Below are 19837 nucleotides of genomic sequence, written 5' to 3' on the forward strand. Positions count from 1 at the left end.
CGCATTTTAGAAAATGATTTTTCAATTATAGCTGAATTTAAAAGAGCTTCACCTTCAAAAGGCGTGATTAATGAAAAGCAGACCCTATCGATCAAGCAAGATATTATCTGGAACACGGTGCAACAGGGATGTCAATCTTAACGGACTCTCGCTATTTTAAGGGAAGTTTTGATGATCTTAAAATGGTTGCAGACAACACAGCTATACCTCTTCTTTGTAAAGACTTTATCATTGACAAAAAACAGATTGAACAAGCCTATAGCGCTGGTGCTGATATGATTCTGTTAATTGTGGCAGCCTTGTCAGACAGAGAGTTAAACGAATTGTTCACATATAGTAAGGGTCTAAATTTAGATGTTCTTATCGAGGTTCACAATAGAAAAGAACTAGAAAGAGCCTTAGAAATTTCTCCTGACTTGATTGGAATTAATAATCGGAATTTAGAAACCTTTAGTGTAAATCTAGAAGTAACAGAACAGCTTGGGCCAATTATTCATAAAAGAGGGATACCGTTTATAAGTGAAAGTGGTATCGCTTCACTTGATGATGTGAAACGTGTCCATAAAGCAGGAGCAAGAGGGATACTAGTCGGAGAATCACTTATGAGGAACCGTGATCTTCTGAGAGAATTCCAAAGGGGAATACTGGAATGAAGGTGAAAATTTGCGGATTAACAACAGAATCAGCGGTAAAAGCAGCAGTCAAATATGGAGCAGACGCTATAGGGTTTGTATTTGCCCCGAGTAAAAGAAGAATCCTTAAAGAAGAAGCCATGCTACTCTCTCGGTTTGTACCGAAAAATGTATTAAAAGTAGGAGTATTTGTCAATGAAACAAAAGACATCATTGAAGAAATAGCGCGTGATGTATCGTTAGACATCATTCAGTTACATGGAGATGAGTCTCCAGCATTTTTACATTCTCTCTCAAGGCCTGCCATTAAAGCATTTTCTGTTTCCTCTGTTGAAGATGTAAGAGCAGCTATTAATTATCCAGCTGATACAATTTTACTGGATGCAAAAGGGGGTAAGTATCGAGGAGGACATGGAACGGTGTTTGACTGGAATATCCTTCATTCATTGAAAGGGCAACGATTTATTTTAGCGGGTGGATTATCAGTTGAAAATATAGAACAGGCAAAAAAGGAAGTAGATCCATATTGGGTAGATGTTTCTAGCGGTGTAGAAACAAATGGAATTAAAGATAGTCAAAAAATCAGACAATTTTTACAATTAGCAAAGGGAGGGTGTCATGATGAAAAGTAGACTATACACATTACCAACTGATACAGGTCATTTTGGGCCGTATGGTGGAAGGTTTATACCTGAAACCCTAATGGAGGCTGTAATTGAATTAAATTTGGCTTATGAAGAAGCGAAAAATGATGAAAGCTTTTTGAAAGAGTACCAGTATTTTCTGAGAGAATACGTTGGTCGAGAAAATCCTCTATATTATGCAGAAAATCTTACGAACCATTTAGGTGGAGCAAAGATTTTTTGAAGCGTGAGGACTTAAATCATACGGGAGCGCACAAAATAAATAATACAGTTGGGCAAGGTCTCTTAGCAAAACGAATGGGTAAAAAGAAGATTGTGGCTGAAACAGGTGCAGGTCAACACGGGGTGGCAACAGCCACAATCTGCGCAAGATTAAATTTAGAGTGTGTCATTTTTATGGGAGCAGAGGATATTAGAAGGCAAAGATTAAATGTCTTTAGAATGAAGCTTTTAGGTGCAGAAGTGATAGCCGTGCATCAAGGAAGTGCGACTCTAAAGGATGCCTGCAACGAGGCTCTTCGATATTGGGTTACAAATGTGGATGACACTCATTATATCATTGGATCGGTATTAGGTCCCCATCCATTCCCAAAAATGGTCAGAGACTTTCAGAGTGTGATCGGTATAGAGACTCGTAGGCAGATAATCGATAAGGAAGGACGACTTCCTGATGAGGTGATTGCATGTGTTGGAGGGGGAAGTAACGCAATGGGAATGTTCTACCCATTTATTGAGGACGAAACAGTCAGTCTCACGGGAGTAGAAGCTGCTGGGTCAGGTTTAGATACTGGACTTCATTCCGCTTCTCTTACTTCTGGGAAAATGGGAGTTCTACATGGGTCTAGTATGTATGTTTTACAAGATGAGCATGGGCAAATTCAAGAAGCGCATAGTATATCTGCAGGACTTGATTATCCTGGTGTTGGTCCTGAACATAGTTATTTAAAAGATAGTGGTCGTGTCAACTATACATCCATAACAGATCAAGAAGCACTAGAAGCACTAGAGTTATTGTGTGTAAAAGAGGGAATCCTCCCTGCTCTTGAAAGTGCTCACGCAATTAGTTACGGTGTGAAAGTAGCTAAATCAAGAGAAAAAGATCATGTTATTGTGATTTGTTTGTCGGGCCGTGGTGATAAAGATGTAGAGACAATCATGGCTCATAAGGGGGATCTAGAAAATGAATAAGCTAACAAACTATTTCATTAAAGTGAAGGAATCTGGTAGAAAAGGTTTTGTTCCGTATATTATGGCTGGAGATGGTGGAATTCATACATTAAAAGAAAAATTAAACCTTTTAGAATCTTTAGGAGCTACCGCTATAGAAGTAGGTGTACCATTTTCTGATCCCGTAGCTGATGGTCCTAGCATACAGGAAGCAGGGGAAAGATCAAGAAATGAAGGCACAACAATTCAATCCATCTTACATGAACTAGAAACTATATCTCCTAGCATTAGTGTTCCCATCATTTTAATGAGCTATTTAAACCCAATTTATTCATTGGGAATACTAGAGTTTGCGAAAACGGCCAGGAAAGCAAATGTTAAGGGCGTAATCATTCCAGATTTATCGTTTGAAGAAAGTGGACCGTTTAAGCAAATTCTGAATCAACAGGAGATTGGACTGATTCAATTATTATCTTTAACAAGTAGTAGCAATAGAGCAAAATCTATCATACAATCTTCTGATGGTTTTATCTATGTTGTTACAGTTAAAGGGATAACAGGCGCTAGAAAGGAAATACTACAATCTGTTGAATCTTTGTTAAGTGAAGTAAATGAAATTTCTCCTGTTCCTGTATATGCTGGATTTGGGATTTCGACGAGACAGCAAGTGACACGATTTCAAGATTTGTGTGATGGAGCAATTGTAGGAAGTAAGATTGTTGACTGTTTTCATCAAGGACAGATTAATGAAATTAAAGAATTAATGGGAGTCAATTTTCCTGAGAACGTTTAAACGGAAAATAATCATTCTTAGGAATTTCTACCTATTTTTAAAATATGTTTAAAAATGAATGAATATGGAAAGAATGAACATGTACTATATCTTTGCCACTATTAGGAGGGAATTTAGAATGGAAAACATGAAGAAATCATTTTTAGCTTTCTTAATGGCGATGTCTGTACTTGGACTAGCTACAGGCTGTGCTGAAGAGGGTGGAGAAGAAGAAATGGAAGAAACAGGCGAAATGGAAGAAATGGAAGAAACAGAAGAGATGGATCAAATGGAAGAAACTGAAGAAACTACAGAATAACTTAAAAGAACCACCAGACCATGTCTGGTGGTTTTACTTTTTGTGTTAGGAGGGTCATTAAGAACATCTGTTCAAAATTTATCAACAATTATTTTGATTTTCTCCTTGAATGAGTATACCTAATAGGGTATATTATTATTGTGAAGTAAAACACAATTGAACAACTGTAAATTATTTTTTTATTTTATATAATACCCTAATAGGTATAAAGGAGAGGTTCAAATGACTAAAATTATCATTGTCGGGGGAGTAGCAGGGGGAGCAAGTACAGCTGCTCGGTTAAGAAGATTAAATGAACATGCTGAAATTATTATGTTTGATAGAGGAGAATATGTATCATTTGCGAATTGCGGTCTTCCGTACTATATAGGCGAAGTTATTCCTAAACGTGAAAGCTTACTTGTTCAAACCATTGAAGGTTTAAGCAAAAGATTCAACCTTGATATAAGAAACCTATCTGAAGTAACGACTATTGATCGTGAGAATAAGACAATCACCGTAAAAAACCTTCGAACAAATGAGGAGTACCTGGAATCATACGATAAGTTAGTGTTATCACCAGGAGCTAAGCCAATTGTACCTCCATTTAAAGGTTTGAATGAAGTAGACAATGTATTTACTTTAAGAAATATACCTGACACAGACCGTATAAAAGAATGGGTTGATGAAAAGTCTCCAAAGGAAGCGGTCGTAGTTGGTGGAGGATTTATTGGTCTTGAAATGGCAGAAAACTTGATTCATAGAGGATTAAATGTAACGGTTGTTGAACTCGGAAAACAAGTAATGGCACCTCTTGATATTGAAATGGCTGCCATTGTGCATGACCACCTTCGTGCAAAAGGTGTAAATTTAATACTTGAAGATGGCGTAGAAGAATTTAAGGAAAAAGGCAAAAAGGTTTTATTAACTAGCGGAAAAATCTTACCAAGTGATATCACCATTCTTTCGATCGGTGTTAAACCTGAAAACGAATTAGCCAAACTAGCTGGACTGGAACTTAGTGAACGTGGAGGAATTTTAGTTAATCAGCAGCTGTTAACTAGTGATCCAGATATTTATGCAATTGGAGATGCAATCTCAGTCAAAGACTACGTAACAGGTCTAGATACGATGGTCCCACTAGCATGGCCTGCAAATCGTCAAGGTAGACTGGTAGCAGATCATATTAATGGTAAAGAAATAGCCTATACGGGAACTCTTGGAACAGCTATTGCAAAAGTGTTCGACCTAACAGTTGCTGTTACAGGTAATAATGTAAAAAGACTAACTGATTCGAACATTACACATGAGGCTGTTCATGTTCATCCAAATTCAAATGCTGGTTATTATCCTGGTGGTAGCCCAGTTGCTCTTAAGCTAACGTTTGATAAAGTATCAGGGAAGATATTTGGTGCACAAGGTGTAGGAATAAAAGGAGTAGATAAAAGAATTGATGTGTTGGCTACGGCAATCAAAGGCGGGCTTACTGTTCAAGATTTGCCGGATTTAGAACTAAGTTATGCACCACCTTTCTCATCTGCTAAAGACCCAGTCAATATGCTAGGTTACGTTGCACTTAATGTAATGGAAGAAGACTTGAAGGTTGTTCAAACTACTCAAATAGATCAAATTGTTCGGGATGGCTTTACGCTAATTGATGTAAGAGAACCTATGGAAAGGGATATGGGGTATATTGAAGGATCCATCAACATCCCACTAGACCAGTTAAGAGATCGTACAAAGGAATTGCCTTCTGACCAGCCTATATATGTAACCTGTCAAGTAGGTCTTAGAGGGTATCTTGCATCAAGAATCCTTACTCAAGCAGGATTTGAAGTTTATAACCTAAGCGGTGGATACAAGACGTATAAGATGTTTCATAAAGATAAAAAGGATAGATCAAAAGAATCACAGCACAAATTAAGAAAAAAAACCAAACAATGCAGGTGGATGTGAAAATGGAAAAAACCAAATCAAGTGACAATCAGTATTAACTGTTCTGGATTACAATGCCCCGGTCCTATAACAGAAGTATATAAAAATATGAATACATTACAAGATGGCGAAGTATTAGAAGTAAGTGTGACGGACCCTGGTTTTATGACAGATATTAAAGAATGGTGTGAAAAGACTGGGAACACTTTACTACACTCTGAAACAGATGGAGTAAAAACAACTGTACAGATCGTAAAAGGATCTAAAAAAGCCGTTAGTGAAGTAACTTCAAGCAAAGATGGTACTACTCTAGTTGTATTTAATCAAGATTTAGACAAAGCAATTGCTTCTTATATCATTGCAACAGGTGCAGCTGCAATGGGGAAAAAAGTAACATTATTCCATACTTTCTGGGGTTTAAATATTTTACGTAAAAGTGATATTAATGTTAAAGACAAGCCATTTATGGAAAAAATGTTCTCAGGAATGATGCCTAAAGGTACGAAACATTTACCAATCAGCAATATGAATATGGGTGGATTAGGTAGCAAAATGATCCGTAAAGTAATGAAGGAAAAAATAGTAGATAGCATAGAAACATTAATGAAGAATGCGATGGATATGGGTGTGGAAATTGTCGCATGTTCTATGAGTATGGATGTTATGGGTATTCGAAAAGAAGAGTTAATAGATGGAGTAACCATTGGTGGTGTAGCAGCTTATTTAGGTAAAGCAGAAGACGCCAATGTGAACTTATTTATCTAATTGGGTAGGAATTTATTTAGATTAACAAATAAAGATATTCAAAAATAGAACTGACAGAGGATGAGGTCAGTTTCTTTTTTTTTGGTATGTTTTTTTATCTTCTGTTCGTAAGTAAGGGTCTTTTTAAAGCTTGTAAGTCTTCTTCCATGGTGTAATATTTTTGCTCTAGAGTTTCTAAGCTGTCAGAAACAGCTTGATTGTAGAAATAGGGACCAATTTCTATTAACATAAAGTCTAGCAAATTTTCAGCAGCAATCTCTCCCATTTCATCACCTGTTTGTTCATAATGATGAGTAATGATACGGTGAAGTATTTCATCTCTTTCTTGTTTAGGTAACTTGATTGGAATCATTCTATAGCTCCTTTCACGACTTATGTAACCATAATAACAAAAGCGGACCCACTACTGGAAGGAATGCTAGGAAAGAATAGGATAATCCTCTTCTTTTACATTCAACATAACTGAGCACTAATAGTATAAAAAAGTCTACCGTCATGACACTAACTAAATGTGATTGATTAAATGCTTCATAGTAATCAGTTAACGAAGGATTTGTTGTGATTGGTATGAAACAAATGATTGTCAATATAAAGAGAATGACGAAAAATAGGCGAGTGTTCAAAAACCTTTTTAATTTCTTTGGTGTTCGTTCTATTCGTTTATGGGAAGGAAAGAATTGATGAAGTTGATAATACAGCAAAAGTGAAAATGCTCCAAGTCCAAAGGATGCGATAATAAATGGCCATGCTGGTACTTTGCCGTTGTCATTCACTAACAGTAGCTTTGCAAATAAAAGGGGATATAACCCAAGTAATGAAAAAACCACGACTACTAATGAAGGTACAGTTTCGAATTGACCGGAAATTAAATTAATAAAGATTTGATCATCTGAACCGCTTGCTCCAGGTGCTAGAAATATAGAATAGAAAACGAATAATAACCAAATAAGTCCAGGCATAAATGTCCCTCCGTTTAATAAATATAGTTCTATTATGTAATAAAAAATCGTGTATGAAAATTAATAAGGTACTTACTATATGTTCGTGTATAATGAAAGGTATAGAAAAAGAGGTGAATAGAATGATTGAGACAGTCTATAAGCAGGAAAATGCTTTGCCGGCGGTTTTAAGAGCTTTTGCTATTAGCTTGGCGTTTGCATTATTTGGATTAATTGCAGGTGTTTTTGTTCCTCCAGCGTTGATCTTACCATTAGTTATGGTAGAGATTGGAATGTTATTGTTTGCCTTCTTCTTAAGAAGAAGAAAAAGTATTTCCTATACATTCCTATTTACGTTTACTTTTATCTCGGGAATAACCACATACCCAGTTATTTCCTATTATTTAGTGTCAATGGGAGCTAATTTAGTTTTAGCTGCTGTGGGAACTACTTTTATTGTCTTTACAGGTTTAGCCATTTATGCCACAACTACAAAAAGAGATTTTTCGTTTTTAGGCGGATTTTTAATGGCGGCTTTATTAGCTTTAATTAGTATAGGATTATTTAATTTCTTCTTTCCACTCAGCTCAGGAGGAATGTTAGCCTATTCATTTATTGGTGTGCTAGTTTTCTCAGGGTTTGTTCTGTATGACTTTAATCGAATGAAACAAATGGGTGTAAGTCCAGAAGAAGTCCCTACAATGGCACTTAATCTTTACTTAGACATACTAAACTTGTTTCTTAGCATATTACGAATTTTTGGGATCCTATCTAGTAACGATTAAAAAGGATGTGGAGGAAACTCTCCACATCCTTTTTTTAATCTAGTTTATCTAATCTGTTCTTTATTAATGTTGTCATTCGTGATAACCTAGTCAAGTATTAAATGAACTCTGTCATTTAGACAGGAGAGGTTCGAGAACTCCCTCTATAAAAAACTACAAGAAAGTGATGAGTAGGGCTTGTTTCTATTTGTTACTTTAATGTTAAAAGTTGAGTGAGATTGAACTTCTTTCTTCCTTCAGGGTTCCTTACTGAAAAGAGAGGAGAATTAAATTGAAGAAAAATTCTAAAGCAATCGTGGTATTTAGTGGAGGACAGGATAGCACGACCTGTTTGTTTGGGCAAAAAAAACATTTGAGCATGTCACAGCAGTAACCTTTGATTATGGACAACGGCATGCATTAGAGCTAGAAGTAGCAAAAAATATTACAGAAGAATTAGGTGTTCCTCATCATGTATTAGATATGAGTTTATTAAACCAGTTAGCGCCTAATGCATTAACGAGAAGTGATATAGCGATTACTCACGAAGAAGGTGAATTGCCTTCTACTTTTGTCCCAGGTAGAAACTTATTATTTTTATCCTTTGCGGCTGTTTTAGCTAAACAAATTGGTGCCAAGCATATTATTACAGGTGTTTGTGAGACGGACTTTAGTGGTTATCCAGATTGTCGAGACGTTTTCATTAAATCTTTAAACGTAACATTGAACTTATCTATGGATGAACAATTTGTTATCCACACACCCCTGATGTGGCTAGATAAAAAAAGAGACATGGGAGATGGCAGATGATCTCTGTGTATTAAATTATATAAGAGAAAAAACTCTTACTTGTTATAACGGAATGATTGGAGACGGCTGTGGTGAGTGTCCAAGCTGTAAGCTACGGTCTGCTGGGCTCTTCTCGTACTTAGAGGAAAAGGCGGGAGGTCATGGTATATGATGCAACAAATTTATCCAACTACGCCCCATCAGTATTCCTATGAGTTGAATAAAGATTTTCATTTTTCAGCTGCTCATTATGTTCCACATGAGGATGCAGGTGTTTGTCAACGCATCCACGGGCACACCTATTTCTGTAATGTTACAATAGCAGGAGATTCTTTAGACGATTCAGGCTTTTTAATCAATTTTAAAGATGTGAAAAAACTAATTCATGATCGTTTTGATCATACAATTTTAAATGATGATAACAGATTTCATGACGAAGTTTCTGATAGATTTCCTACGACTGAGGTTGTAGCGCGTGAGATTTATTTAGTAATCCAAGAGCATTTAAACTCCCTAAAGAATAAACCAACATGTATTCAAGTATTCTTAAGAGAAACTCCTACTAGCTATGTGGTTTATCGACCTAGAAGGGAAATGAATGAGATTGAATAAGTTTCCTGTTTTAGAAATATTTGGACCAACCGTTCAAGGTGAAGGTATGGTAATCGGCCAAAAAACAATGTTCATTCGAACGGCTGGATGTGATTATTCTTGTTCTTGGTGCGATTCTAGCTTTACCTGGGATGGTTCTGCAAAAGAAGATATACGTTTACTTTCTGCCGACGAGATTTGGAGTGAACTCGTTCAAGTAGGAGGAGAATGTTTTAACCACGTTACCATTTCTGGAGGTAATCCAGCTTTATTGAAGCATTTAAATGAGTTATTAGACGTGTTTCATAACCATGGGATTCAATCTGCTCTAGAAACTCAAGGGAGTAGGTGGCAAGATTGGTTCTTGGATATTGACGATCTTACCCTATCTCCTAAACCTCCAAGTTCTGGTATGACAACAGATTTTAGTATACTCGATTCTATCATTCAAAAATTATTAGTGAACAATAAAGCATTTAGTTTGAAAGTAGTCATTTTCGATGAGTTAGACTTAAGCTATGCAACTCTCGTGCATAAACGTTATCCGCAAGTGGATTTATATCTTCAAACTGGAAATCCTGAGATAACCGAAGGAGATGACAATAAACTTCTTTCTATTCTAATAGAGAGATACGCATGGCTTATTAACGAAGTCATGAAATCCTCTATACTTAAAAATGTCAGAGTTTACCTCAGTTGCATACATATGTGTGGGGGAACAAACGAGGAGTCTAAAGAAGCAATCTTTGAATTGCTTCTTTTTTAATTTGTTTTAAGTCCTACTGTTAAGAGGAAAAATATAATCTTTATACCGCAGTCAATGCCATCTATCTATGGAAACCGTAGTCAATTTTTAGAATTGAAAAGCGTAGATAACAGAAAAAATGGACACAAGAAATGTTCATCTGCAGTGGACAGAACAGTGATAATAATTTTTAATAATCGAAAAAATTGTAATAAAAATGGACGTCCCACATGGTAACTGAATAATGTAGTTAATATTTTGGTTTTTTTCTTTTGCAAGTAGTAATATGTATGGTGAGTATTGGCTAAAATGGGGGATGGTTATTCAAGTGAATGTACATTAGAATAGGATAGTATTCTAAACGTCACAAAATTTTAAGAAATTTGAATTAAATACTTTTCCAAAAGATAACACAGTGATAAAATAGCCATGAAAGCGTTTTTATTCTTTTTTAGAATAATATATTGTGCAACTTAAGAGGGAAGATTGAGAAGTTGTTCATGGCAAAAGCAAATGAACAATTGTTGGAGGTTTTTCAAATGAATTGGCAATCAGGAAACAAAGGGGGACCATGGCAATCATTTTCAGGGCCAAACCTTGGATATGTCATGGAAATGTATGAACTATTTTTACAAAATCCAGAAGAAGTAAGTCCGGAATTAAGAGAATTATTTGAGTTATATGGATCGCCAACTATTGAAGGGGATTCACCATCTGTTCCGTCAACTGGAAATTTAGGAGTAGACACTGCAAAAATTGTAGCAGCTATCCAGCTTGCAGATAATATACGTACATATGGTCATTTAGCTGCAGACATTAATCCGTTAGGTATGAGGAAATTTGACACAAAAAGAATCGAACTTGCAACCTATAACCTAACTGAACAAGATTTACGTTCCGTTCCAGTTAATTTAATTAGTAAACATGCCCCTTCTAATGTGAAGGATGGCTATGAAGCTATTTTGCATTTAAAAGATGTCTATACAAAAAAGTTAGCATTTGAATATAGTCAAGTTCACGATGAAAAAGAGCGAGACTGGCTTCAACAGAAATTAGAGTCAGGAACATCTGTTATTCAATTGTCAAATGATGAAAAAAAAGCTTTATTAAAGCGATTATCCGAAGTAGAAGGCTTTGAAACTTTTGTCCACCGAACTTTGTAGGGCAAAAACGATTTTCAATAGAAGGCCTTGATAGTATGATTCTACTTCTTGATGCAATTATACAAGACTCCATGAAAAAAGGCGCAAAACCATAAATATAGGAATGGCTCATAGAGGGCGCTTGAATGTGTTGGCACATATTCTTGGTAAGCCTTATGAAATGATATTTGCAGAATTTCAACACGCACCGAATAAACAGTTAATCCCTTCTGAAGGCTCAATAGGCATAACATACGGCTGGACTGGAGATGTGAAATACCATTTAGGTGCTAATAGAGAAGTAAATGATTCTAATGTAAAAGGCGCAAGAATTACATTAGCGAATAACCCAAGTCACCTTGAAGTCATTAGTCCAATCGTGACAGGCTATACCCGTGCTGCTCAAGAAAATAGAGATGAACCTAAATATCCTGAACAAAACGTTGAAAGCTCATATGCCATTTTAATTCACGGGGATGCAGCCTTTCCTGGTCAAGGTATTGTGGCTGAAACGTTTAATTATAGTGGTATCAAGGGATATCAAACAGGTGGAAGTATTCATGTTATCGCGAATAACTTGATTGGTTTTACGACAGAAAGCTATGATTCTCGATCAACAAAATATGCTTCAGATCCGGCTAAAGGTTTCGAAGTGCCAATTGTTCATGTTAACGCCGACGACCCTGAATCAGTTATAACTGCAGGACTTTTAGCTTATGAATATCGTCATGTATTTAAAAAAGATTTTGTCATTGATTTAATTGGTTACAGAAGATATGGCCATAATGAGATGGATGAACCTATGGTGACGAATCCACTCCTTTATAAAAAAATACAAAATCATCCAACTCCTAGAGCTTTATATGGAAGTAAGCTAGTAAACTCAGGAATTGTGAATGAAGAAACAATCAATCAATATCAAGAAGAAATTCAATCTCTCTTAAAAGAAGCGTATGAGGTAGTTCCTAAGAAAGATGAAAATCCTGATATCAAAATGAATCCACCAGAACCAGTTGCAAACGGTTTACCTAAAGTCATAACGAAAATACCTCATGACCAATTAAAAGCAATTAATGAGGAACTGTTAACATGGCCAGAAGATCTCTCCATTAATAAAAAGCTTGGAAGGATCCTAAAAAGAAGAAGTGAAGTCTTCGAGGGGAAAGGGAAAATTGACTGGGCCCATGCAGAAACTTTAGCGTTTGCTGGTATATTGAATGACGGCACTCCAATTAGGTTAACTGGTCAAGATTCAGAACGTGGAACATTTGCTCAACGTCATCTTGTACTTCATGATGAAGTTACAGGTGGGGAATATATTCCTCTTCACCATTTAAAGGATGGTAATGCGAGCTTTACTGTTCACAACAGTCCTTTAACTGAAGCGGCAGTCGTAGGGTACGAATATGGGTATAATGTGTTTGCTCCAGAGACACTTGTGTTATGGGAAGCGCAGTTTGGTGACTTTGCAAATATGGCACAGGTCATGTTCGATCAGTTCATATCATCTGGTAGGGCAAAATGGGGACAAAAATCTGGATTAGTCATGCTATTGCCTCACGGCTATGAAGGACAGGGACCTGAACATTCCTCTGGAAGAATTGAAAGATTCCTGCAATCAGCAGCTGAGAACAACTGGACCGTTGCAAATCTTTCTACAGCGGCTCAATACTTCCATATTTTAAGAAGACAAGCGGCAGTATTGCAAAAAGAAGAAATCCGACCATTAGTCATCATGACACCAAAGAGCTTGCTTCGCCATCAGCTTTCATCTGTTTCAAGTGATACCTTGACGGAAGGTGAATTTTTAAGTGTTCTTGAAGAGGAGATTACGGGGATTTCACCAGAGAAAGTAGAAAAGTTAATTCTTTGTACAGGGAAGGTAAGTATTGATTTATCAGAGGCAGTAAGTAAAATGGATGATCATTCTCATGTTCACATTGCTAGAGTAGAGGAGATTTATCCATTCCCTAAAGAGAAAATCTTAGAAATGATCTCAAAATTCCCAAATTTAAATGAAATTGTATGGGTTCAAGAAGAGCCTAAAAATATGGGAGCATGGACATTTGTTCAGCCATTATTATTAGAATTGAATGTAGAAGCTGAAATTACTTATATCGGAAGAAGAAGACGTTCTAGTCCATCAGAAGGAGAGCCAACAGTTCATAAAAAAGAACAAGAACGCATCATTACAGAAGCGCTGAAAAGAGGAGTAGGAGGACGAACAAATGGTGGAAATTAAGGTACCAGAATTAGCGGAGTCAATTACTGAGGGAACGATTGCATCATGGTTAAAGAAGCCTGGAGATCATGTAGAAAAAGGGGAATATATACTTGAACTTGAAACAGACAAGGTGAATGTTGAAGTAATTTCTGAAGAATCAGGAACTCTTAAAGAATTGAAAGCAGAAGAAGGAGATACTGTAGAAGTTGGTCAAGTCATTGCAATAGTAGAAGCTGGGAATCCGTCCACTTCTCAATCTACCCCTTCATCTAATGAAACAACGGAAGCTCAACAAGTGAAGGAAGAAGTGAAAGAGGTTCAAAATGAAGTACCATCTTCCAAATTGAATAGACCTATTGCTTCTCCAGCTGCAAGAAAGCTAGCGAGAGAAAAAGGTTTAGACTTATCGATGGTACCTACTACAGATCCATTGGGAAGAGTACGCAAGCAAGATGTTGAACACTTTAATGAGGCACCGAAGTCTCAAGCTGCTCCATCTGCACCTGTTCAACAAAAAGCTCTGTCTGTTGAAGATGCAAAGCCAGTTGAGCGCCAAAAAATGTCAAGACGTCGTCAAACCATTGCAAAAAGGTTAGTGGAAGTACAACAAAATGCGGCCATGCTCACAACGTTTAATGAAATTGATATGACTGCGGTGATGGCATTACGTAAACGTAAAAAAGATAAATTTTTTGAGAGTCACGATGTACGTCTTGGGTTTATGTCATTCTTTACAAAAGCCGTTGTCGCAGCTTTGAAAAAATACCCTTCTGTAAACGGTGAAATTGATGGAGATGAAGTTATCCTTAAAAAGTTTTATGATATTGGAGTAGCTGTTTCTACTGAAGAAGGGCTAGTAGTACCAGTCGTAAGAGATTGTGACCGTAAAAACTTCGCTGAAATTGAAGGTAATATTTTAGAATTAGCGAAAAAAGCTAGAGATAATAAGCTATCTTTAAGTGACCTACAAGGTGGAACTTTTACAATTACTAATGGTGGAGTTTTTGGTTCCTTACTTTCAACGCCAATTTTGAACGGCAATCAAGTTGGGATTTTAGGAATGCATACGATTCAAACTAGACCGGTTGCTATAGATGCTGAAAGAATGGAAAATAGACCGATGATGTATGTTGCATTATCGTATGATCACAGAATTATTGATGGAAAAGAAGCAGTGGGCTTTTTAGTTAAAGTGAAAGAGCTTCTAGAAAATCCAGAAGATTTGCTGTTAGAAGGATAAGAAAATGAGAGAAGAGGCTGACTCAAAAGGTCGTTAAAAGACGATTTTTTTGAGGCACCTCTTTTTATTTTGCCTTAAGGAAACTTTTTACATAACTGCATAAAATATAGCAGAGGTGAAAAAATATGAAAAATCGGTTAACCAAAAAAATGGTTGCATACAGTCACTTGTTTTATGCAATGGGAATTATAAGCCATGAAGATCTAGAGGTGACAAAAGAAAAAATCATCGACCAAAAACTAGAAAGCGCCTGGAACTTAATCCAAGCGCTTTTTGTTTTTTACCTTTTATTAAATGCACCCAATCCCCTTGATTTCATTTCCTTCCTTAACATTGAAACCCAAGCTTTTTCATGGCCATTCTTCTCAGCATCCCTATAAGCCGCGACTAATTGTTCATTACTCATAATACGCAAATGAAAAACCTCCTTAGGGGAATTATTGAATAGTTGAATATTCAATATTTTCAATTATTTTATCGCAAATAAGAGAAAATGAAAAGGGGTTAGCAATAATTATTATATATTTATCACTGGTAAATGTTGGAGTTAATTGGTTTTATAAGTTTGAAGTTGTGAAAGGAAGGGATAATAATAGTGTAACTTTAGAAAAAGTGGGGGGTACACATGCCTTTTCCGTTTATAGAAGAATCTATGGGATATGTTGGAATCTGGCTTGTCAGTTGGTTGATTATTTTTTGGATTCCCCCCTCCCAAATGAAATGGCTTTTGCTTATCCTGGAATGATAAGTGCATTATATTCGTACAACCAATTCTTTGCTTTTGTCATTGCTTATTCAGGATTAGTTGTTCATATCGTCGTAGGGTATTCCATAGGACGGGGATTGATTACTAGGTATCCAATTAAACGTCAACCGCAAAGTAGAGAGAAGATAATGGATATAATAAATAAGGTTGAAAAATACGGTAGGATTGGTATCTTATTTTCTTTTTTCATACCCGGTATTCGATTTATTTTTTCCTTTATGTATGTGGAACACTTAAATTAAATAGTAGAGACTATTTTTTCTTTTCTTTTATAGGTAGTCTCTTATGGTCCCTACTATTTTTTCAAGTAGGTAGAATATTTCCTACTCAATTTCCCTTCTTAATAGAAGGTCTATCACGTATTCTTCTATACATAGTTGTTATTTTCTTGGGATGTTTTAGCTTTACCTCTTTCATATATAAAAGAATAATAAAAAGAAGTAGGCTCTAGCTTACTTCTTCAACAATTGGATAATAATTTTGTAAAATTCCAAGCACTTTAATGGTTAACGTTTTCCATTTTCATTTTCATACGTTTTATCAATGGTATGAAAAACAAGTATCCTTTTTCTACATGGGAACCTGTTTCAATAAATACCGTTTCATTTCCACTACGACAAGTAAAACTACCACAAGTTAGATCGTGTTGATCCTTTAACCAAACGTAAAATGATTCTTCAGTAGGTTTATTCAAAGCGCATAGAGCGATAATGGCTATCACTAGAATATAAGGGAGAATCTTTTTCACCGAGAACATCCTTTTTACATAAGATAACATTATTCTATCATATTCTACTTGTCTTTGTTAGGACAGATTTTCTCATTCGGCTTCTTTTTAGTTGAAACATTTCTAGTGGCTATCTATACTAGAAGGAAGATAAGAAAAAGGAGTTTTCAAGATGATACATAATAGTTGGGTTGAACGAAGTACACTTAAAATGGTAACTTGTATTAATACAAACGCTAAAAAATATCAGGTTGATCATGTGTTAACCGTAGGAAAGCAATATGAAGTGAAAAATGAAACGGAAGAATATTTCTTTATTATTGATAATTCCGGTAAGATAGCGGGTTTTTATAAGGAGTATTTTACAGTTGCCTAAATTTAGTTCCTACACGCTACTAGTTAGCGTGTTTTTCATTGAATTTACCAAATTAATAAATAGATTCTTTGTAAAATATTGGTGAGTCTTGCTAATTACCAGCTGCTGATTTGAGTAAAATGACAAAGGTCCTCAAAGCTTGCTGGACATTTTAAACAACCTTCTTAGAGAATCACCAAAAAGAGGGAGTTGTACAGTATTTTTAGAGAAGGTGGCAAAGCCCACAGAGGAAAGTCATTTTACTGAGATGCATTATTGATTAACAGAACCTAAAAATAAGGAGATAGAAAATAATGACATTCACTAGAGATTCCTTACCGACTGAAATTCAACAAATGTTGAATAGAAGAGATGCCTCCACAACAGAAGACTCTTATTTAATTGGTGAAGGTGGCTATACACCTGATGACGAGTCTATTCTTGTTGATTGTGTAATAGCACTTAGTCTAGGTAAAAATGTATTACTGAAAGGACCTACGGGTTCTGGAAAAACAAAACTAGCCGAAACACTGTCTTCAATCTTTCAACAGCCAATGTATAGTGTGAACTGTTCTGTTGATATGGATGCAGAGGCACTATTAGGATTTAAAACGATTGAACAAGAAAATGGTCAATCTGGAATAAAGTTTGTAGAAGGACCAGTTATTCAATCTATGAAAAAAGGAAGATTTCTCTATATCGATGAATTAATATGGCTAAACCTGAAACTCTCCCAATTTTAAATGGTGTATTGGATTATAGAAGAATGATTACAAATCCTTTTACAAATGAAGTAGTTAAGGCGACAGAAGGTTTTGGTGTCATTGCCGCAATTAATGAAGGCTATGTCGGAACAGTTCCATTAAATGAGGCGTTAAAAAATCGTTTTGTGGTAATAGAGGTGCCTTATATTCAGGGCACGATCTTAAAGGAAGTGTTACTATCTCAATCTGCATTGAAAGATGAAAAATTTCTAGATGATTATGTGAATTTATCTGCAGATTTACTGATACAAGTTCAAAATGGTCAAGTTTCCGAAGAAGCGGCATCGATTAGAGCTTTGTTGGATGTATGTGACTTGTCTGTGTATTTACCACCGATGCGAGCAATCAAGCGAGGAATCATCGATAAGCTAGAAGATGAACGGGAAAAGGCTGCAATCCGAAACATTGCAGAAACCATTTTCGGTTAGGGGATATTTATGCACCGATTTATTCAATTTAATGATGAAACCATTGATAGCTTTTTATTTATGGAATTATTAGACTTAGCAAAAACATTAACAAAAGAACCTGAGATGGATGTTGCATATGCTCCTCATTCCTATTTAAATTTAAAGGAAAAAAAACTAATTTGTAAGCCATTTCTGGGATCATCGTTCAAAGGACGATGAAAGGGATGGATTAAAAAGTGATATTTATTTAAGGGCGCTTGGGAACTATTGGCATACTGATTTTAATGAGGTTAATCGGTATTTACGTTTTATAAAAAATCATACACTTTCCTCGTTTGGCAAACAAATTTTTAAGTTAGGCGAAGACCTTCGACTTGAGGAGATATGTAAAAAGAAAAGAAGAGGGACGGTTAAGAGTTTTCAAACAAGACGAAAGATTTATGTGAAATATTTGAAGCTCAGTTAAAGGTAAATTTAACAAAAAGCGTGCATACGGATTCGTTATTTAATTCCTTCTTTCTTATGCTTCAATCAGAAAATCTATTTCACTTTCCCTATATGAAAGAGGAAATCCAATTAGCTCTTCCTTTTTTACAACGTGAATTACAAGGTTTTTTTGAAGCAAAAACGACGAAGGAAATTGTAGAAATTTGTCTTATAGTCATGGATGTCCTTGAAGAAATCCTATCAAAAGATATGTTAAACGAATATTTTCATCTACCAGAAGAAGCCTATAAAATTGAATTCCAACGTGAGTTTGACGAGTTAAAGCGTAAAGATGCTTTAAAAAATGACGATGAAATTAATTCTGATGGAGAAGAAGAAGTTTTCGAAGAAAAAATGGAAATGTGGCACAGGGAAACTAGTGAATCATCCGAAGCATTGCTTCAGTTTGATATAGAACAAGGTTCAAAAACCAATATAGTAGGAAATAGCGCAAGAGAAGGCTACGATCAAGACCAAGCACTGGGTTCAGTTCAAGGATCAAAAAAGCAAACAAAAAGAAATGATTATCAGCAACTCGAAGTTCTAGATTCAAGAGAAGAGGAATCTTCTAGTAATGGTGCCTACGGTGCAGAAAATCGACATGCCATCCCATTATTCCTTCAAGCGAGTCCAATTACCAATGAACAACGGATTGCATATGATGAATTGAAAAAAGAAGTGGCGCCTTACCGAAAAAAACTAACAAAAAATGATAGAAAAAACATTGGAACAAAAGAAAATACAACCGAGGTCAGATTTATTAATCGGTCGACTAAATAAGAAATTATTGAGATATTATACAGATGAGCATCCAAGATTATTCTATAAAAAACAAAATCCATCAACGGAAATAGATGCAGCTTTCTCATTATTAGTTGATTGTTCTGCCTCTATGTTTGATAAAATGGATGAAACCAAAAGAGGAATTGCGCTTTTCATGAAGCATTATCAGGAGTAAAAGTTCCTCATGAGGTAGTAGGATTTTGGGAGGATACAAATTCTGCTACAAAGAATAGGCAGCCAAATTATTTTCAAACGAGCATAGAATTTCATGAATCACTATTGCCGCAATCTGGTGCAGAAATTATGCAACTCGAGCCTCAAGAAGATAATCGGGACGGCTTGGCTATTCGTGTAATGACAGAAAGAATGTTAACTCGCTCAGAAAAGCAGAAATTTTTATTAGTCTTTTCAGACGGAGAGCCAGCAGCCTTAGGGTATGAACAAAATGGAATCGTTGATACTCATGAGGCAGTACTACTAGCAAGAAAACAAGGCATTGAGGTAATGAATATATTTTTTATCCAATGGAACGATTGCCGAATCTCAAAAAGAAATGATTAGAAATATGTATGGTCAATTTAGTATTTTTGTAACGGACGTGAGCGAGTTACCAGATGTCTTATTTCCGTTACTACGAAAGCTATTGTATAAAAGTATTTAGTCTTCATTATATTTCATCCTAATTATGGTAATAATATGTCTATTATTATTTAAAGGGTGAACTCGGATGTTACATGAAATTGATGCAAAGCTTGAAGAAGTGAAGCAATATCAAAGAGAACAAAATTCCCATGCATGGAAAAATAGTAAAATTAGAAAAAAGAAAAAGAAGCCTAAAAATTTTTAGGCTTCTTTTTTTGTAAACATACTAGCATTTTTATTAGAAATATATAGGATCGA

The 19837-nt window shown here is 35.7% G+C and carries 13 protein-coding genes, 7 pseudogenes and 1 riboswitch; of the genes and pseudogenes, 17 read left to right on the forward strand and 3 right to left on the reverse strand.

Translation table 11 applies throughout. The features are described from left to right. Window positions 1-128: 128 nt before the first annotated feature. From M44_RS21030 to M44_RS21040, 6 genes and pseudogenes are all read left to right on the forward strand, one after another. Complete coding sequence (locus M44_RS21030) at window positions 129-653, forward strand: indole-3-glycerol phosphate synthase TrpC (RefSeq protein WP_337444046.1); 525 nt, start codon at window positions 129-131, stop codon at window positions 651-653. Next, entirely contained in the window at window positions 650-1264 is a 615-nt protein-coding gene (locus tag M44_RS06665; protein ID WP_010172164.1) for a phosphoribosylanthranilate isomerase, read from the forward strand. Before M44_RS21030 ends, M44_RS06665 begins: the two co-directional genes overlap by 4 nt. Continuing rightward, a pseudogene (gene trpB, locus M44_RS21035) lies at window positions 1254-2464 on the forward strand (tryptophan synthase subunit beta). The gene M44_RS06665 and the pseudogene trpB overlap by 11 nt, the downstream one beginning before the upstream one ends. Continuing rightward, window positions 2457-3236, forward strand: coding sequence for a tryptophan synthase subunit alpha (gene trpA, locus M44_RS06675; protein WP_010172166.1), 780 nt, complete (start codon window positions 2457-2459; stop codon window positions 3234-3236). Before trpB ends, trpA begins: the two are co-directional and overlap by 8 nt. Window positions 3237-3354: 118 nt before the next feature. Further along, window positions 3355-3534, forward strand: coding sequence for a hypothetical protein (locus M44_RS06680; protein ID WP_010172168.1), 180 nt, complete (start codon window positions 3355-3357; stop codon window positions 3532-3534). A 222-nt stretch (window positions 3535-3756) separates the two neighbouring features. Beyond that, a pseudogene (locus M44_RS21040) lies at window positions 3757-6213 on the forward strand (CoA-disulfide reductase). A 94-nt stretch (window positions 6214-6307) separates the two neighbouring features. Here the strand turns inward: M44_RS21040 and M44_RS06695 are convergent. Both M44_RS06695 and M44_RS06700 read right to left on the reverse strand, forming a co-directional pair. Next, on the reverse strand, window positions 6308-6565 hold the full coding sequence (locus M44_RS06695) for a DUF2164 domain-containing protein (protein ID WP_010172175.1): 258 nt from the start codon (window positions 6563-6565) through the stop codon (window positions 6308-6310). A 13-nt stretch (window positions 6566-6578) separates the two neighbouring features. Next, window positions 6579-7172 carry a hypothetical protein gene (locus tag M44_RS06700; protein ID WP_010172176.1) on the reverse strand — a complete coding sequence of 198 codons (594 nt, stop codon included), beginning with the start codon at window positions 7170-7172 and terminating at the stop codon, window positions 6579-6581. Window positions 7173-7294: 122 nt separating this feature from the next. Here M44_RS06700 and M44_RS06705 point away from each other — a divergent pair, with 122 nt between their 5' ends. The 8 genes and pseudogenes from M44_RS06705 (at window position 7295) to M44_RS06740 (ending at window position 15654) form a co-directional block, all read left to right on the forward strand. Continuing rightward, window positions 7295-7936, forward strand: a complete 642-nt coding sequence (locus tag M44_RS06705; RefSeq protein WP_010172178.1) for a Bax inhibitor-1/YccA family protein — start codon at window positions 7295-7297, stop codon at window positions 7934-7936. Between the two features lie 119 nt (window positions 7937-8055). Then, a riboswitch (PreQ1 riboswitch) is annotated at window positions 8056-8099 on the forward strand. Window positions 8100-8207: 108 nt separating this feature from the next. After that, window positions 8208-8876 (forward strand): annotated as a pseudogene (gene queC, locus M44_RS21045) (7-cyano-7-deazaguanine synthase QueC). Next, window positions 8873-9316 (forward strand): 6-carboxytetrahydropterin synthase QueD, encoded by a 444-nt coding sequence (gene queD, locus M44_RS06715; protein WP_010172185.1) that lies wholly within the window; start codon window positions 8873-8875, stop codon window positions 9314-9316. The pseudogene queC and the gene queD overlap by 4 nt, the downstream one beginning before the upstream one ends. Then, window positions 9303-10030, forward strand: a pseudogene (queE, locus tag M44_RS21050) (7-carboxy-7-deazaguanine synthase QueE). The gene queD and the pseudogene queE overlap by 14 nt, the downstream one beginning before the upstream one ends. Before the next feature lie 549 nt (window positions 10031-10579). Next, window positions 10580-13424: pseudogene (locus tag M44_RS21055) on the forward strand (2-oxoglutarate dehydrogenase E1 component). Continuing rightward, window positions 13411-14646, forward strand: a complete 1236-nt coding sequence (odhB, locus tag M44_RS06730; RefSeq protein WP_010172189.1) for a 2-oxoglutarate dehydrogenase complex dihydrolipoyllysine-residue succinyltransferase — start codon at window positions 13411-13413, stop codon at window positions 14644-14646. The pseudogene M44_RS21055 and the gene odhB overlap by 14 nt, the downstream one beginning before the upstream one ends. Before the next feature lie 125 nt (window positions 14647-14771). Continuing rightward, window positions 14772-15026, forward strand: a complete 255-nt coding sequence (locus tag M44_RS27930) for a hypothetical protein (protein ID WP_010172191.1) — start codon at window positions 14772-14774, stop codon at window positions 15024-15026. A 193-nt stretch (window positions 15027-15219) separates the two neighbouring features. Then, window positions 15220-15654, forward strand: coding sequence for an SNARE-associated domain-containing protein (locus M44_RS06740; protein WP_010172193.1), 435 nt, complete (start codon window positions 15220-15222; stop codon window positions 15652-15654). A 257-nt stretch (window positions 15655-15911) separates the two neighbouring features. On the opposite strand, the gene M44_RS06745 is transcribed toward M44_RS06740, so the two are convergent. Next, window positions 15912-16160 (reverse strand): hypothetical protein, encoded by a 249-nt coding sequence (locus tag M44_RS06745; RefSeq protein WP_010172195.1) that lies wholly within the window; start codon window positions 16158-16160, stop codon window positions 15912-15914. 151 nt (window positions 16161-16311) lie between these two features. Between M44_RS06745 and M44_RS06750 the strand changes: the two genes are divergently transcribed. The 3 genes and pseudogenes from M44_RS06750 to M44_RS21065 all read left to right on the forward strand — a co-directional run bounded on the left by M44_RS06750 (window position 16312) and on the right by M44_RS21065 (window position 19598). Then, window positions 16312-16515 (forward strand): DUF6501 family protein, encoded by a 204-nt coding sequence (locus M44_RS06750; protein ID WP_010172197.1) that lies wholly within the window; start codon window positions 16312-16314, stop codon window positions 16513-16515. Between the two features lie 293 nt (window positions 16516-16808). Beyond that, a pseudogene (locus M44_RS21060) lies at window positions 16809-17686 on the forward strand (ATP-binding protein). Window positions 17687-17695: 9 nt separating this feature from the next. Beyond that, a pseudogene (locus M44_RS21065) lies at window positions 17696-19598 on the forward strand (vWA domain-containing protein). The last annotated feature ends 239 nt before the right edge of the window (window positions 19599-19837 follow it).

The sequence above is a fragment of the Bacillus coahuilensis m4-4 genome, from assembly GCF_000171615.1.
In the GTDB taxonomy this organism is placed as follows: Bacteria; Bacillota; Bacilli; order Bacillales; family Bacillaceae_K; genus Bacillus_T; species Bacillus_T coahuilensis.

Bases quoted from the DNA above. Each gene is read 5' to 3' on its own strand.
- M44_RS21030 (WP_337444046.1), top strand. From the start codon at position 129: ATGTCAATCTTAACGGACTCTCGCTATTTTAAGGGAAGTTTTGATGAT.
- M44_RS06665 (WP_010172164.1), top strand. From the start codon at position 650: ATGAAGGTGAAAATTTGCGGATTAACAACAGAATCAGCGGTAAAAGCA.
- trpA (WP_010172166.1), top strand. From the start codon at position 2,457: ATGAATAAGCTAACAAACTATTTCATTAAAGTGAAGGAATCTGGTAGA.
- M44_RS06680 (WP_010172168.1), top strand. From the start codon at position 3,355: ATGGAAAACATGAAGAAATCATTTTTAGCTTTCTTAATGGCGATGTCT.
- M44_RS06695 (WP_010172175.1), bottom strand. From the start codon at position 6,565: ATGATTCCAATCAAGTTACCTAAACAAGAAAGAGATGAAATACTTCAC.
- M44_RS06700 (WP_010172176.1), bottom strand. From the start codon at position 7,172: ATGCCTGGACTTATTTGGTTATTATTCGTTTTCTATTCTATATTTCTA.
- M44_RS06705 (WP_010172178.1), top strand. From the start codon at position 7,295: ATGATTGAGACAGTCTATAAGCAGGAAAATGCTTTGCCGGCGGTTTTA.
- queD (WP_010172185.1), top strand. From the start codon at position 8,873: ATGATGCAACAAATTTATCCAACTACGCCCCATCAGTATTCCTATGAG.
- odhB (WP_010172189.1), top strand. From the start codon at position 13,411: ATGGTGGAAATTAAGGTACCAGAATTAGCGGAGTCAATTACTGAGGGA.
- M44_RS27930 (WP_010172191.1), top strand. From the start codon at position 14,772: ATGAAAAATCGGTTAACCAAAAAAATGGTTGCATACAGTCACTTGTTT.
- M44_RS06750 (WP_010172197.1), top strand. From the start codon at position 16,312: ATGATACATAATAGTTGGGTTGAACGAAGTACACTTAAAATGGTAACT.